The organism is Acinetobacter sp. YH01018 (assembly GCF_013420295.1).
Lineage (GTDB): Bacteria > Pseudomonadota > Gammaproteobacteria > Pseudomonadales > Moraxellaceae > Acinetobacter.
Window position 1 is genome coordinate 1 of the sequence record NZ_VOYL01000033.1, and the last position, 14,003, is coordinate 14,003.

At 39.1% G+C, this 14,003-nt stretch carries 14 protein-coding genes and 2 pseudogenes; 12 read left to right on the forward strand and 4 right to left on the reverse strand.

Going from position 1 to position 14,003, the window contains the following annotated elements:
• Window positions 1-137, reverse strand: a pseudogene (locus FTT83_RS11165) (IS5/IS1182 family transposase); the annotation flags it as partial.
• 827 nt (window positions 138-964) lie between these two features.
• Here FTT83_RS11165 and glnA point away from each other — a divergent pair.
• The 4 genes from glnA to ubiA all read left to right on the forward strand — a co-directional run bounded on the left by glnA (window position 965) and on the right by ubiA (window position 4,248).
• On the forward strand, window positions 965-2,380 hold the full coding sequence (gene glnA, locus FTT83_RS11170; RefSeq protein WP_171263131.1) for a type I glutamate--ammonia ligase: 1,416 nt from the start codon (window positions 965-967) through the stop codon (window positions 2,378-2,380).
• A 92-nt stretch (window positions 2,381-2,472) separates the two neighbouring features.
• Window positions 2,473-2,748: a hypothetical protein gene (locus tag FTT83_RS11175; protein ID WP_180042703.1), complete on the forward strand. Its 276-nt coding sequence runs from the start codon at window positions 2,473-2,475 to the stop codon at window positions 2,746-2,748.
• A gap of 103 nt (window positions 2,749-2,851) precedes the next feature.
• Window positions 2,852-3,352: a chorismate lyase gene (locus FTT83_RS11180; protein ID WP_086194986.1), complete on the forward strand. Its 501-nt coding sequence runs from the start codon at window positions 2,852-2,854 to the stop codon at window positions 3,350-3,352.
• A gap of 17 nt (window positions 3,353-3,369) precedes the next feature.
• Window positions 3,370-4,248 (forward strand): 4-hydroxybenzoate octaprenyltransferase, encoded by an 879-nt coding sequence (gene ubiA, locus FTT83_RS11185; RefSeq protein ID WP_180042702.1) that lies wholly within the window; start codon window positions 3,370-3,372, stop codon window positions 4,246-4,248.
• Window positions 4,249-4,329: 81 nt separating this feature from the next.
• Here the strand turns inward: ubiA and FTT83_RS11190 are convergent, their stop codons facing one another.
• Complete coding sequence (locus FTT83_RS11190; RefSeq protein ID WP_180176603.1) at window positions 4,330-5,214, reverse strand: LysR family transcriptional regulator; 885 nt, start codon at window positions 5,212-5,214, stop codon at window positions 4,330-4,332.
• Between the two features lie 188 nt (window positions 5,215-5,402).
• On the opposite strand from FTT83_RS11190, the gene FTT83_RS11195 reads away from it, so the two are divergent.
• Window positions 5,403-7,145 (forward strand): FAD-dependent monooxygenase, encoded by a 1,743-nt coding sequence (locus FTT83_RS11195; protein ID WP_180176604.1) that lies wholly within the window; start codon window positions 5,403-5,405, stop codon window positions 7,143-7,145.
• A 141-nt stretch (window positions 7,146-7,286) separates the two neighbouring features.
• Window positions 7,287-7,532, forward strand: coding sequence for a hypothetical protein (locus tag FTT83_RS11200; RefSeq protein WP_086194990.1), 246 nt, complete (start codon window positions 7,287-7,289; stop codon window positions 7,530-7,532).
• Window positions 7,533-7,590: 58 nt separating this feature from the next.
• On the opposite strand, the pseudogene FTT83_RS11205 reads toward FTT83_RS11200, so the two are convergent.
• Window positions 7,591-7,746 (reverse strand): annotated as a pseudogene (locus tag FTT83_RS11205) (DUF559 domain-containing protein); the annotation flags it as partial.
• Between the two features lie 189 nt (window positions 7,747-7,935).
• On the reverse strand, window positions 7,936-8,169 hold the full coding sequence (locus FTT83_RS11210) for a helix-turn-helix transcriptional regulator (protein WP_180176605.1): 234 nt from the start codon (window positions 8,167-8,169) through the stop codon (window positions 7,936-7,938).
• A 79-nt stretch (window positions 8,170-8,248) separates the two neighbouring features.
• Here FTT83_RS11210 and FTT83_RS11215 point away from each other — a divergent pair, with 79 nt between their 5' ends.
• From FTT83_RS11215 to FTT83_RS11240, 6 genes are all read left to right on the forward strand, one after another.
• Window positions 8,249-8,734, forward strand: coding sequence for a hypothetical protein (locus FTT83_RS11215; protein WP_180176606.1), 486 nt, complete (start codon window positions 8,249-8,251; stop codon window positions 8,732-8,734).
• A 589-nt stretch (window positions 8,735-9,323) separates the two neighbouring features.
• Window positions 9,324-9,614, forward strand: coding sequence for a hypothetical protein (locus FTT83_RS11220; protein ID WP_111884418.1), 291 nt, complete (start codon window positions 9,324-9,326; stop codon window positions 9,612-9,614).
• A gap of 46 nt (window positions 9,615-9,660) precedes the next feature.
• The gene (locus FTT83_RS11225; protein ID WP_180176607.1) at window positions 9,661-10,281 is read left to right on the forward strand and encodes a restriction endonuclease subunit S; all 621 of its coding nucleotides are present in this window, start codon (window positions 9,661-9,663) and stop codon (window positions 10,279-10,281) included.
• The gene (locus FTT83_RS11230; protein WP_180176608.1) at window positions 10,281-11,804 is read left to right on the forward strand and encodes a type I restriction-modification system subunit M; all 1,524 of its coding nucleotides are present in this window, start codon (window positions 10,281-10,283) and stop codon (window positions 11,802-11,804) included. The genes FTT83_RS11225 and FTT83_RS11230 overlap by 1 nt, the downstream gene beginning before the upstream one ends.
• Window positions 11,794-13,029, forward strand: a complete 1,236-nt coding sequence (locus tag FTT83_RS11235) for a restriction endonuclease subunit S (RefSeq protein ID WP_180176609.1) — start codon at window positions 11,794-11,796, stop codon at window positions 13,027-13,029. The genes FTT83_RS11230 and FTT83_RS11235 overlap by 11 nt, the downstream gene beginning before the upstream one ends.
• A complete protein-coding gene (locus FTT83_RS11240) occupies window positions 13,029-13,970 on the forward strand; it encodes an endonuclease NucS domain-containing protein (RefSeq protein ID WP_180176610.1) in 942 nt (313 codons plus the stop codon). Before FTT83_RS11235 ends, FTT83_RS11240 begins: the two co-directional genes overlap by 1 nt.
• Window positions 13,971-14,003 lie beyond the last annotated feature (33 nt).

Sequence of the window (14,003 nt, forward strand, 5' to 3'; positions counted from 1 at the left end):
TGAGGACGACCTGATTTCTTTTTGAGTGATTCTGCTTTTTCTAAAACCTCTACCATTTCGGTAAAAACTGGTCGAGGTACGCCAACCAAGCGTTTAAATTCAGAATCTGAAAAACGGTTTAAGTTCTGATATCTCATGAAACTTAGATTGAGGTGGTTTTGACTTTCGCAAGAGGTCTAATGATTTTATAGAAATCACTACATGAGAATAAGCTGATTTATTTGCATTTTATGTTGAAGAAAATTCATTGAAGATGAGGTTAATCATCTTATGTTATTTTGAAAATACGCTACAAGTACTACCTCCATTTAAAAGCTTAATATAAGATACTTAGTTTGTATTAGTAATAAACTATTTTTAAGTAAGTATGGCGCTAGTTAAATTAATGTGATTGAAGTTTGGCTTCATAAAGGTTCATAAAACTGTTGCAATCAGATTGGCAGCTTGTCACCAAAATGGCGCAGAGTATTTCACGCTTTCGACTGTTTGAAATATCTGCAATTTAAGGGCCAAAAATAAAAAACATATCTATAATAATAAGATAGCTTGTATTTATGCTTTAGGTGAGTTTTAGCTTGAAATAGAAAATGCTGAAAATATTCAATAATGAAATCATTAACATGACAGAAAATAAATTATTAAGAATTTATTTTAAGCAGAACTAATGGATATTCAGGCAAATCGCAAGAAAAATAGGACTCTTATAAAAGGGAAAAATAAATATGCACCAATTTGATACACTAAAAGCTACTTTTCAAGTAAATGTGATTATGAGTGTTTGAATATGGTGCATTTAGATTTACACACAGTATAATAGCAACAAAGCAAAAGGCTCAAATCTTCTATTCTGATAAAGAATTCAATATTTTAGCTTTGCTTTTTAAAAGTTGGTACGAGAATTGCTTTATAGACACCAACTACTAACACGCACTTAGCAGGTGCAACAAAAAATCATCGGAGCAAAATGAGCATGGCGAACAAGGTCCTTCAACTCATCCAAGAAAGTGGCGCAAAATGGGTCGATTTTCGCTTTACTGATACTAAGGGTAAAGAGCAGCACGTAACTTACCCTGCAGATACAATCGACGAAGATACTTTTGAAGACGGTAAAATGTTTGACGGTTCTTCAATTGCTGGTTGGAAAGGCATTGAAGCATCTGACATGATCTTGCGTCCAGACGCTGAAACATGTTTCCTTGACCCGTTCTTCGCTGAAGCTACAGTTGTGGTAACTTGTGACGTAATCGAGCCATCTACTGGTCAAGGTTATGAACGTGACCCACGCTCTATCGCTCGCCGTGCAGAAGAATACTTAAAATCAACAGGTATCGGTGATACTGCATTCTTCGGTCCAGAACCAGAATTCTTCGTTTTTGACGAAGTAAAATGGGACATCGACATGTCTGGCGCACGCCACACATTGATCGCTGAAGAAGCTGCTTGGTCTACTGGTAAAGATTACGAAGCTGGTAACTCTGGTCACCGTCCACGTGTTAAAGGCGGTTATTTCCCAGTTCCTCCTGTAGATTCTTCACAAGATATGCGTGCTGATATGTGTGCCCGTATTGAAGACATCATGGGTCCAGGTCGTGTAGAAGTACATCACCATGAAGTTGCATCTTGCCAGTTAGAAATTGGTGTGAGCTTCAATACTATGGTGCGTAAAGCTGACGAAGTTCAACAGTTTAAATATGCAGTTTGGAACGTTGCACACCAATATGCTAAAACTGCGACTTTCATGCCTAAACCAATGGTAGGTGACAACGGTTCTGGTATGCACGTGCATATGTCAATCTCTAAAGATGGCAAGAACCTGTTTGCTGGTGACGAATATGCAGGCCTTTCTGAAATGGCATTGTACTTCATCGGCGGTGTGATCAAGCATGCTCGTTCATTGAATGCAATCACTAACCCATCTACTAACTCGTACAAACGTTTAGTTCCGCATTTTGAAGCGCCAATCATGCTTGCTTACTCAGCACGTAACCGTTCTGCTTCTATCCGTATTCCTTACGTTTCTAGCCCTAAAGGCAAACGTATTGAAGCACGTTTCCCAGATCCAATGATGAACCCGTACTTAGGTTTCGCTGCATTGTTGATGGCTGGTCTTGACGGTATTCAAAACAAGATTCACCCAGGTGAAGCTGCTGACAAGAACTTGTATGATCTTCCTCCTGAAGAAGAAGCTAAAATCCCTACAGTGGCTCACAGCCTGGATATGGCGCTTGAAGCTCTTGCAGCGGATCATGATTACCTGCTTAAAGGTGGCGTGTTCACTAAAGAAATGCTTGAAGCCTATATCGAACTTAAAACTGAAGAAGTACGTCGTCTGAACACGACTACTCACCCAGTTGAATTTGATATGTATTACAGCCTGTAATTCATATTCGAATTTAGGTTCAAGAAAAACCCGCGCTTGTCGCGGGTTTTTTTTGTATGATCTATTCAATTACTTGAAGTATGTACACGACTATGGCGCAGCGTAAAAAGCACATCGGTTTCTTTCCTTGGATTGATCCAAAGGATCATGAAAAAGGATTTAAACTGAACTTTTCAGAAGTGACTTATATTGAGGTTGGGCGAACAGTGGAAGGCTATAAGCAAGCTGAGTTCGTTGCTCTGAAAAATCCTGAACTGGCTCTGGATTATGCTTATCCTAAAAGTTTTTATTTAACTGCCGAAGGCATGATTTTAATTAAAACTCCGCAGGGAAAATTTGAAGTCATCGCCAAAACAGACAACAGTTAAACCAAAATTTCATTTTAAATTAAATGATAACAAGTAAGCTCCAGTCTTCTGAATATCATTTAAACTATGTATAAATTTTCATATTTTTAAGAGCTTTATGGTTATGCGTGAACCGCTTGCATACGCAAATCAAAATTCAACTATTTTACCTGCATTAAAATCGTGGTTATATGCTTCAGGTTCACTGACACAACAATTAACCGATTTTGCGGGTGGGGTATTCAAGGTCCAGCCTATTGAAGAGCACTATCAGCGGCTTCTACGTGCCGATGCACAATGGATGAATATGCCGCATCAGCATACATCTTGGGTACGTGAAAGCTATTTATATGGTTGTGATGCAGAGCCGTGGGTCAAAGCGAAAAGCATTTTTCCAATCCTAAGCTTGCAGCGTCGGGCACGCCTTTTTAAGCATATTGGTAAAAAACCTATAGGATGGTTTTTATTTCAACGCACAAACCCTATATGTCAGCGTCGTGTCATTCTGCTGGAAGATGGCTGGACACGGCAAAGTTGCTATACTTGGCATGGTTGTAAATTTATTGTGCAGGAAACTTTTTTACCTGCATTTGAGCAATTTATTCAACAAAAAATTAAACAGTAATCTGGTTAAGGATGGTCATGGCAACTGCGCATCAAATTACCTGGCGTGAACGCCTGGAAGCTTATTATTATCTCTGTCGTTTTGATAAGCCGATTGGTACGGAACTGGTGTTTTGGCCAACCATGTGGGCGTTATGGATTGCCAATCAGGGTATGCCATCCATCAGCATTTTGATTCCCATGATTTTGGGCACGATTTTTATGCGTGCGGCAGGCTGTGCCATTAATGATTTTGCTGACCGGAAAGTAGATGCATATGTGGAACGGACTAAAACCCGTCCACTGGCGACCGGAATTATCAGTGCTCAAGAAGCAATATATGTATTTTTAGCTCTGGTTGCTGCTAGTGCCTGTATGTTGTTCTTTTTGCCGATTGAAACCTTTTACTGGTCATTTGGGGCGTTGTTTCTGGCATTTATCTATCCGTTTATGAAACGCTATACCCACTTGCCACAAGTCTTTCTTGGCGCGGCATTTTCATGGTCCATTCCAATGGCCTATACCGCAGTTGGACAGATACCGGATTTAACCTGCTGGCTTCTGTACTTTGGTAATCTGGCCTGGACAGTGGCTTATGATACTCAATATGCCATTACCGACCGTGAATATGATTTGAAGATCGGGGTAAAATCCACAGCGATTTTATTTGGCAAATATGACATTGAAATTATTTCTTTATTGCAAGTCATCAGCCTTATATTGATTGGCAGTGCTCTGTATTTGGAAAGTCTGTTGATGCCATTTGGTTTAATCGCATTGCTATGCGTTGCTGCAGATTTTATCTACCAATGGAGCAAAACCCATGACCGTGATCCGCAGCGCTGTTTTTGGGCATTCCGTCATAATCGCTGGGTAGGTGTTATGATTTTTGCCGGAATTTTTCTCGCTTTGTTTTAATGATTATTTGAAGTAAAAATCGTCATAAAAAATTATCCGTATGGATACTTTTTATTATGGGTTATAATGTAGGCTGCGACATCAGTTCAACTGACTTTGTATCTTTAGTTCCTGAGTAATGAACTGTAATGCGGCATTTTTTGAATTTTTTCTAAAACTGGCATACAGCTGCAAGGTTGGAAGTTCAAAATCGGTCGCAATCACTTGCACATGATCGCCGAGAAATTTTAGCAGGTATTCCGGAACGAAACTAAAGCCCAAGCCCATATTGATCATGTTGATATGTTGCAGAACATTGGTCACCCAGTGCATCTGATGATGTGGTAGATGTTTGAGCTGTAATTGTTTATTGATCTTTTCATAGAAAACCGGTGAGGTGCTTTGTTCACACATGATGATGTTCTGTTTGCTCAAGTATTCACGGTTAATCTGATGTTTAGAAGGATGAAGTTTCTTTGCTGCCACGACATAGATTTTTTCAGTCAGCAAGCACAGGTTCTCATAATCATCATGCTGCACAGCATAACGGGTAAAGGTCAGGTCGAGTTCAGCATTCTTGAGGCGCTGAATTTGTTCAAGGCAGGTCAGACTTTGCACATGGATCTGTAGATCCGGAATTTGCTGTTTGAGTTTATCCAGAATTAAGGGCATGACCTTCAGTTCTGCCACATTTAAAAAGCCGATATAAATCTGGTTGTTTTTATTATAAGCCACCTGTCGTGCAGCGGATATGGCCAGCTGGGCATTTTCCAGTGCATTCTGTGCATAAGGTAAAAAGGCTTCACCTTCATCGGTCAGACGGATTTTTTTAGCAGAGCGGTCAAACAGTAACACGCCGATTTCTTCTTCCAGGTCTTTAATCTGCTGGCTTAATGAAGGTTGTGCAGTAAACATTTTTTCAGCAGCCTTGGTAAAACTGCCTTGCTGAACCACGCTGACAAAATATCTTAAATGACGTAATTCCATAATTCACCACACCTATAAACCCGATTGCACAGTCTCTTTCTGAGCTGATGCCGCAAATCAGATTATGAAATGTGGCAGACCTAAAAACTATGCAACCATAGTTTAAGTCTATGGGTGTTCTGCAAAATAACGTGGTTGCATACACTGAGATCAGACAGCTGAAGGGTGACATTGAAAAGGAGTAGCTGATGTCTGAGCAATTTGATACGGATGTGCTGGTGGTGGGAACAGGTCCTGCGGGATCAACCTTGGGACTGGCACTGGCCAATTATGGTATTAAAGTCCAGCTTTTTACCCAGTTTAGCTGGCTAGCCAACAGTCCACGTGCACATATTACCAATCAGCGGGCCATGGAAGTGTTGCGTGATCTCGGCGTAGAAGAACAGGTCAAGCAGATTGCCACGCCCTGGGAACAGATGGGGGAAAGCCTGATTACCACCAGTCTGGTCGGGGAGGAAATTGCCCGTTTAAGTGCCTGGGGTACTGGTGATGAACGACATGGTGATTATATCAAGGGCAGTCCCTGTCCATTGGTGGATCTGATCCAGCCGAAAATGGAAGCATTGTTAGCAAAGAATGCCGCCGAACGTGGTGCGATTTATAACTTTAATACAGAATATCTGTCTCATACTCAGGATGAACACGGTGTGACGGCAACCTTTCTAAACCGGATTACCAATACCGAGTTTAGCTTACGTGCCAAATATCTGGTGGGTATGGATGGTGCACGCTCTAAAATTGTCGAGCAGTTAAATCTGCCGCTTGAAGGCGTCATGGCGCGTGCCGGTACTGTGTATGTGACCTTCAAGGCGGATTTAAGCCAATATGTGCAGCATCGTCCAGCAATCCTGCAATGGATTGTTAACCCCGAAGCCAGTTTTGGTGATTTGGGTATGGGGCTACTGCGCGCTATTACCCCATGGAATGAGTGGATTATGGGTTGGGGCTTTGATATTTCCAAAGGTGAGCCGCAGGTGACTGAGGAGCAGGTTCGTGCTCGCCTGAATGCCTTTGTTGGGACTGAAGTTGAAGAAGTAGAAATTCAAAAACTGTCGTATTGGTATGTCAATCAGACCTGGGCGACAGAGTATTCCAAAGGTCGTGTGTTCTGTGGTGGTGATGCCGTACACCGTCATCCACCATCCAGTGGTTTAGGCTCGAATACCTGCATGCAGGATGCCTTTAACCTCGGCTGGAAACTGGCCTATGCGGTGAAAGGCTGGGCCAAAGAAAGCTTGTTGGATTCTTATACTCGTGAGCGTGCACCTGTAGGCAAGCAGATAGTCGCCCGTGCTAATCAATCCCGCTTCGATTATAAGCATCTCAAAGAAGTCTTTGGTTTTGATCATGGTGTAACAACACAGGTAGAAATGTTGCAGCGAATTTTCGCTGAAGATGACGCGGGTGCCGAGATTCGTCAAAAATTATTCCAGGCGCTCGAGATTAAGCATTTCGAATTTAATGCCCAAGGGGTAGAGCTGAATCAGCGTTATGATTCAAATGCTGTGATTGCCGAGGCGACAGCGGAAACCTTTATGCAAGATTCGCAGCTTTACTTGCAGGCAACGACACGCCCGGGGGCAAAAGTGCCGCATACCTGGCTGATTAATGCCAAAGGACAGAAGCAATCGACCTTAGATATCGTAGGACAGGGCCGCTTTACCTTGTTGACCGGGCTGTCTGGTACAGGCTGGAAAAATGCGGTGCATGCTATGAATTTACCTTATCTGGATGTGATTCAGATTGGTTCCCGCGAATACCGCGATGTTTACGGAACCTGGAACCAGAAATCTGAAATCCATGAAGCGGGTGCGGTACTGGTACGTCCGGATGGTTATGTGGCTTGGCGAATGCAAGACAAGCCTGAAGCAGACTTTGATTATCTTAAAACCTTGCAAGAGGTATTGCAGCAAATTCAGCTTGCTGTCTGACTGTAGAGATAAAAAGCCGGTTTCGACCGGCTTTTTTGATGCGAGTTTACAAAGCAGGTGAATGATCTGTTGAGACAGCACAGGGTTTTGTTATATTGGACAGGCAAATTTAGTGTGTATATAGATTGACAGGTATTGATTATGTCGCAGTCAGGCGCGAAGCCCAATCCCAAGAAGATGATTATTCTGATGAGTCTTGGTTTACTTATCCCGATTTTTCTGGTCTCTATGGCCTATCTGGCAGTCAGTAGCGACGAGAAAAACCAGCAAAAATATCAACAGCAGCAGGCTGAAATGCTGGAACGGATCAAAGCCCGTGAAGCAGCTGAACAGGCTGCTTCTAAGCCCACTGTAGAGCTATCTGAACAGCAAGCCAGAAATAATTGAGATCGATACTGAATTCAGCCACCGCATCATACGGTGGCTTTTTTATGTCGAAATGGAGTTAATTTAAAATGTCTTTTTTTAAGTTGTGGGTACTTGGAATATCGGTATAGCGATAGACCTGATAGCCTGCTTCGTTCAGCATGGCATCACGCTCGGCATCTTCCTGTTCCTTACCTATATGTGATCTTTTCCTAATTAATAAAATGATTGTCAAATAAGAGCAGAGATTGTAACTACTATTTTTTTAAATACAAAACTGAAATATTGCTTTAAGTTCAATTTAGAAGATTCAAATATCAAATGAGACACATCTGTAGTTAATTGAAAAAGTTAGGTGTATTAAAACTCATTAGACTTCTTCAATGCACGAAACAGACTGTGCAAGAATTTAATTAAATTAAGATTATTCAGAAAAGTATTCTGAAAAGAAAGTGATGAAATTGCTATCAATGGCATTCAACCAATCATAAAGTTCGATGAAATCTAATCTTCTTTCAAAATTCTCAACTTTAGCCACATATGATTGAGGCTTTTTTAAAGACGAAGCTAACTGTACCTGAGTTATTTTTTTCGACTCACGTAGTCCTATTAATTCGTTAATAACTTTCCTATACCTAGGATCATGTATTGAGCTCATGGCTCAAAATGTTGTACTATCTTCATAAATATCCCAAAATGGGATATTTTTTATTATTGTACACTGGGTGTTTTATTTTATGTCATTAAATCATAAACTTAGTTATCATTTGGTTGAATATCTGTCGAATCAAAATTTTAGAGACAGTGAGTTTAAAGAAATTTTTAATGGTTTTAAAAAAGAAAACCCAGAGTTTTCGTCGAATAATAGTTATCAACGTACATATCGTATTATAAGGGAGCTAGTAAATTGTGATTTGATGATTCTTAAGCGTACTCATCATAATTACAGATATACTTCAAATTACTCAGTTTCATCGCTAAATAATTTTTTGTTAAAACAAGATATTACGATTGATTTTAAGGATAAATTGAAAAGTGAATTTGCTGAAGTAAATTTAAATATAGAAAAAATCCGTCTAGAAATTAACTTTTTTGATAAATATATGAAAGAGTATCCTATCTTAAAAGACACTATCCTTCAGTTTAAAAAGAAAAGTCAGCAAAAACTGACTTATTTAGAATCTCAAATTTGTGTTTTAAATATTATTAGGACAAATGTTTGATATGAACTTATTTTCGTGTGAATGCTAACAACCTAAGCTGGATTTTAATTATTTAAGATTTTTGAATAGTTCTAAGATGAATTCTATCTGTTTTTTGATACGGGCGACTTGCTACGAGAAGTTTGATCCTTGAAATTTAGAATGCTTTTTATGATTTAGTGTAATTTATCATAAATAAAATCTATGAAATTTAATGCCAACGAAGAGATCACGCTACATCTAAAATTTTAGCATTCCAACTCATAATAATTAAATGACCCCATAAAATTAATAGGTGGAGAGAGAGTAAGAAATGAAGATATAAGCTTTATTAAAAAATTAAGTGTTTATATCTATGAATTAGTTAGAATTTTTCTCTTATACTCGAACTTCAAATTATTAAGTCTAATCAGCAAGAATCCCTTTTTTTCGTGAATCATAGATCGTCTACTGCAAAAAATAAATTTGACATAACCTAAAATTCAACCTAACATCAGCTTTAGGTTGAACTGCATAATCGTTCTACTGTAAAAAAATAGTGATGACAGGTGGCCGCCTGTCATCGAATTCAAAACTATTAACGCGACTAAACATTAGGAGTTAAGAACAAATGAAAGTATATCAGATCAATTATGACCTGCGTAAACAACGTAACTATGAAGAGCTTAATAAAAAAATTAAGGCTTATGGGACATGGTGTCGACCATTAAAATCTTGTTGGATTATTGCTTCTGATAAATCTGCTATGCAGATTTTGAATGATCTACGACAGGCGCTAGATAATGATGATGGTTTATTAGTGACTCGTTTGCAACGAGATGCGGCTTGGGTAAATTTGGATTCAGATAAAGACAAATCAATGACTGATTGGCTAAAGAAATATGTTGGTAACGCATCTTAAGTGGACTGAGCCAAGGATGGCTCACTCTCTTTCAGAGTAAATATTTATGTCAAAGTTAAAGAGATTCATAAAACTTAGCGATCTTGCAGAAATTCGAACGGGTTTTACATTCCGTGAAAAGGTTGAAGAAGTTGATTCAGGCAATGCCCATGTATTGCAGATCAAAGATATTCGTAACATTGCAACGGATACATGTGGCTATACGCTTTTTGCTGATGCTTTACCGCAAATTGGTTGGCATGGTAAAGATAATGCCATCGTCTCGCCTGAGACTGTATTGTTGCCCTGTCGTGGAGAGTATCTCAAGGCACATTATTTTGTAGGCTATCAAGATCAATCCAAAGCACTACCACTAATTGTGAGTAGCCAGTTTTTGATTCTGATGCCAAATCAAAATGTACTGCCGGAATACTTATGCTGGTACTTGAATCAACCTAATGTGCAATACGAGTTACGCAAAGAAAGTCAGGGTTCTAAGATGCCGATGCTTAGTGTATCAACAGTCAACCAGTTTGAGGTTGAAGTCCCTAGCTTGGACATTCAGCAACGCATAATCGAATTAAACCGTCTTTGGGAGCAAGAGCAGATCTTGACTCAGCAATTACTTAAAAATCGTGAACAAATGATGATGGGCATGTTTAAACAACTGCTTCAAGGAAACAAATAATGGTTACTCAAATTAATCAAGATACAGTCAATAAAGCCCTTTGGTCGGCATGTGATGTATTCCGTGGCACAGTGAGTGCTGATACCTATAAAGACTATATTTTGACGATGTTGTTCTTAAAGTACATTTCGGATGTATGGCAAGATCACTACGACAATTATAAAAATGAATATGGTGATGAGCCTGAACTGATTGAAGAAATGATGAAAAACGAGCGTTTTGTCCTGCCTCGTGAATCAAATTTCTATACTTTGCATGAGCGTCGCTTTGAACCCAGCAATGGTGAACGTATTGATATGGCTTTACATGCGCTTGAAGAAGCGAATGGTACAAAGCTCAAAGATGTAGGCAAAAGCGTTTTCCAAGATATTTCGTTTAACACCGATAAATTGGGCGAAGAAAAGCAAAAAAATACGATTCTAAAAGATCTTTTAGAAGTATTTGCTGTGCCTGAGTTGGATCTCAAACCAAGCCGTGTAGGTTCACTTGATGTGATTGGTAACGGTTACGAATTTTTAATTAAAAACTTTGCTGCAAGTGGTGGTCAAAAGGCAGGTGAATTCTATACGCCACCTGAAGTATCGGACTTAATTGCCGAGTTACTTGATCCGCAAAAAGGTGACAGCATTTGTGACCCTGCATGTGGTTCTGGTTCATTGTTGATGAAGTGTGGTCGTAAAGTTGTATCAAATCATAACAGCAAAGAATACGCACTCTACGGGCAAGAAGCGATTGGTTCAACTTGGTCATTAGCTAAGATGAACATGTTCTTGCATGGTGAAGATAACCACAAAATTGAGTGGGGCGATACGATTCGTAATCCAAAATTATTGGATAAGAATGGCGATTTAATGCTGTTTGATATTGTGACAGCAAACCCACCATTTTCATTAGATAAATGGGGTTATGAGCAAGCTGAGAATGATAAGTTTGATCGTTTCCGTCGTGGTTTACCGCCAAAGACCAAAGGTGATTATGCCTTTATCTCACACATGATTGAGACGCTTAAACCTGTTACTGGTCGTATGGGTGTTGTGGTTCCACATGGTGTGTTATTCCGTGGATCATCTGAAGGTAAGATTCGTGAGAAATTGATTAACGAAAACTTATTAGATGCGGTGATAGGTTTACCTGAAAAGCTGTTCTACGGTACGGGTATTCCTGCTGCAATTTTAATTTTCAAAAAACAAAAGTCTGATGATTCGGTTTTGTTTATTGATGCAAGCCGTGAGTTTAAGTCAGGTAAAAACCAAAACAACTTATCTGAAGAGAATATTGCTAAGATTATTGCAACCTATCGTGCTCGTAAAAGCGTAGATAAGTATGCGTATTTGGCGACTTTACAGGAAGTGAAAGACAACGATTACAACCTGAATATTCCTCGTTATGTGGATACTTTTGAAGAGGAAGCTGAGATTGATTTGGTTGCTGTACGTGCTGAGCGTGAGCAGTTAAAGACACAACTTGCTGAGCTTGAAGTGCAAATGGCGAAATATTTAGAGGAGTTGGGTTATGGTGCCTAATGGATGGAAAAAAACATTTTTATCTGAAGTATCAGATAGAGTAATAGTTGGGCTTGCTACATCTGTGACTGATTACTATGTTTCGGCTGGTGTCCCTATTATTAGAAATCAAAATATCAAAAAGGGGTATTTTGATGACACTGAAATGTTATATCTCACGCCTGAATTTTCTAAAAAACATCCTAACAAAAGAGTTAAAGCTGGAGATGTAATTACAGTACATACAGGTTCAAATGTTGGTTTAACATGCGTTGTACCAAATGAATATGATGGTGCACAAACATTTACTACGTTAATTGTTACACCAAATAAAGAGTTACTAGAATCGGATTTTTTAAACCATTTATTGAATTCAAAATATGGAGCTTACCAAGCTATGCGCTTGGTTGTTGGTGGAGGAAAGGGTAACCTTAATACATCAGATTTTAAAAATTATCCTATTTTATTACCTCCTACTCATGAGCAGAAAAACATTTCTCAAATTCTAGCAACATGGGATCAGGCTATTACAGTTGTAAGTAAATTACTAGAGAATAGTCAGCAGCAAAAGAAAGCATTAGTGCAAGAATTGTTGGTGGGTAAAAAAAGATTAATAGATGGAAAGGGGGAAAATTTTTGCCAGAAATGGGAAAAAAAGAAGCTCTCACAACTATTTAATAGAGTCACAGTTAAAAATCGTGGTCAAAGTAATAATGTTGTCACTATTTCCGCTCAACAAGGTCTTATTAGGCAAGAAGATTTCTTTAAAAAATCTGTTGCTTCTGAGGTTTTGGATGACTATTTCTTACTCAAGAAAGGACAGTTTGCATACAATAAAAGTTACTCAAATGGCTATCCCATGGGAGCGATTAAACGTCTCAATAAATATGATGATGGAGTAGTTACAACTTTATACATATGTTTTGAGATTTCAAATCAGGATGAATCTTATAGCGACTTTTGGGAGCATTATTTTGAATCTGGACTTTTAAATAAAGGGTTATCTCAAATAGCTCATGAAGGTGGGCGCGCTCATGGATTACTAAATGTTAAGCCTAGTGATTTTTTTTCATTAAAACTTGATGTACCAAGTTATGTAGAGCAACAAAAAATTGCATCTGTACTGTCAGATGCTGATCGTGAAATTGAAATTTTTAAGCAAAAACTTCGATTTCTAAAAAAAGAAAAAAATGCTCTTATGCAACAGCTTTTGACAGGTAAAAAACGTGTCAAAGTGGCTGCTTAATGATGCAAAACAATCCTAGCTATTACCGCATTATGGCGGGTGCGAAGTCTGTATTTGCTCAAGAGTTTCTAGAAGGCGGCTTTATTGCCGCCAACTGGAACATTGACCAAGACTTAACCCATGAGTTACCTGATGATTGGCGTGAGTTTAATCATCGTTTTATTCCTGTTTATCTTGAAGCTTTACCTGACAAAACTAAGATTTCGGCAGGCTTAGCATGTGGCATGTTACATACGCTTTCAAAAGGGATTAAACAAGGTGACATTATCCTTACACCTCGTGGGGATGGTCATTACTTAGTTGGTAAAGTCATTTCAGACTATTACTACGTGCCTTCTGGTGAGTTAAGCCATCGTAGAAAAGTCGAATGGTTTGAACAAACTTTACCTAGAGAACTGATGTCTCAAGAGCTAAAGAACTCATCGGGATCAGTCGGTACAGTTTGTAATCTAACCAAGTATGCAGAAGAGCTTAAATCGCTCATTAATGGCAAAGAAACGGTTGAGCATCTCGAACCTGATGAAGTACTCGAAGACCCAACCGCTTTTGCTTTAGAAAAGCATTTAGAGCATTTCTTGGTGGAGAACTGGTCTAAAACTGAGTTGGGTGAAACATACGACATTTATACCGAAGAAGGTCAATTGGTCGGTCAGCAGTATCCTTCAGATACAGGACCTATCGACATTTTGGCAATCAGTAAGGATAAAAAGACGTTGCTTGTTGTTGAACTTAAACGTGGTCGTGCAAGTGATCGTGTGGTGGGGCAAATTCAGCGTTATATGGGCTATGTCAAAGATGAATTGGCTGAGGCGGATCAGCAAGTTAAGGGTGTCATCATCGCACTAGAAGATGACTTAAGAATTCGTCGTGCTTTGAGTGTGGCTCAGAATATTGAGTTTTATCGTTATCAGTTGAGTTTTAAGCTGCTTAAGAATACGTAAATTTCAAATTAGTTGTAATTATAAATGGGGGAA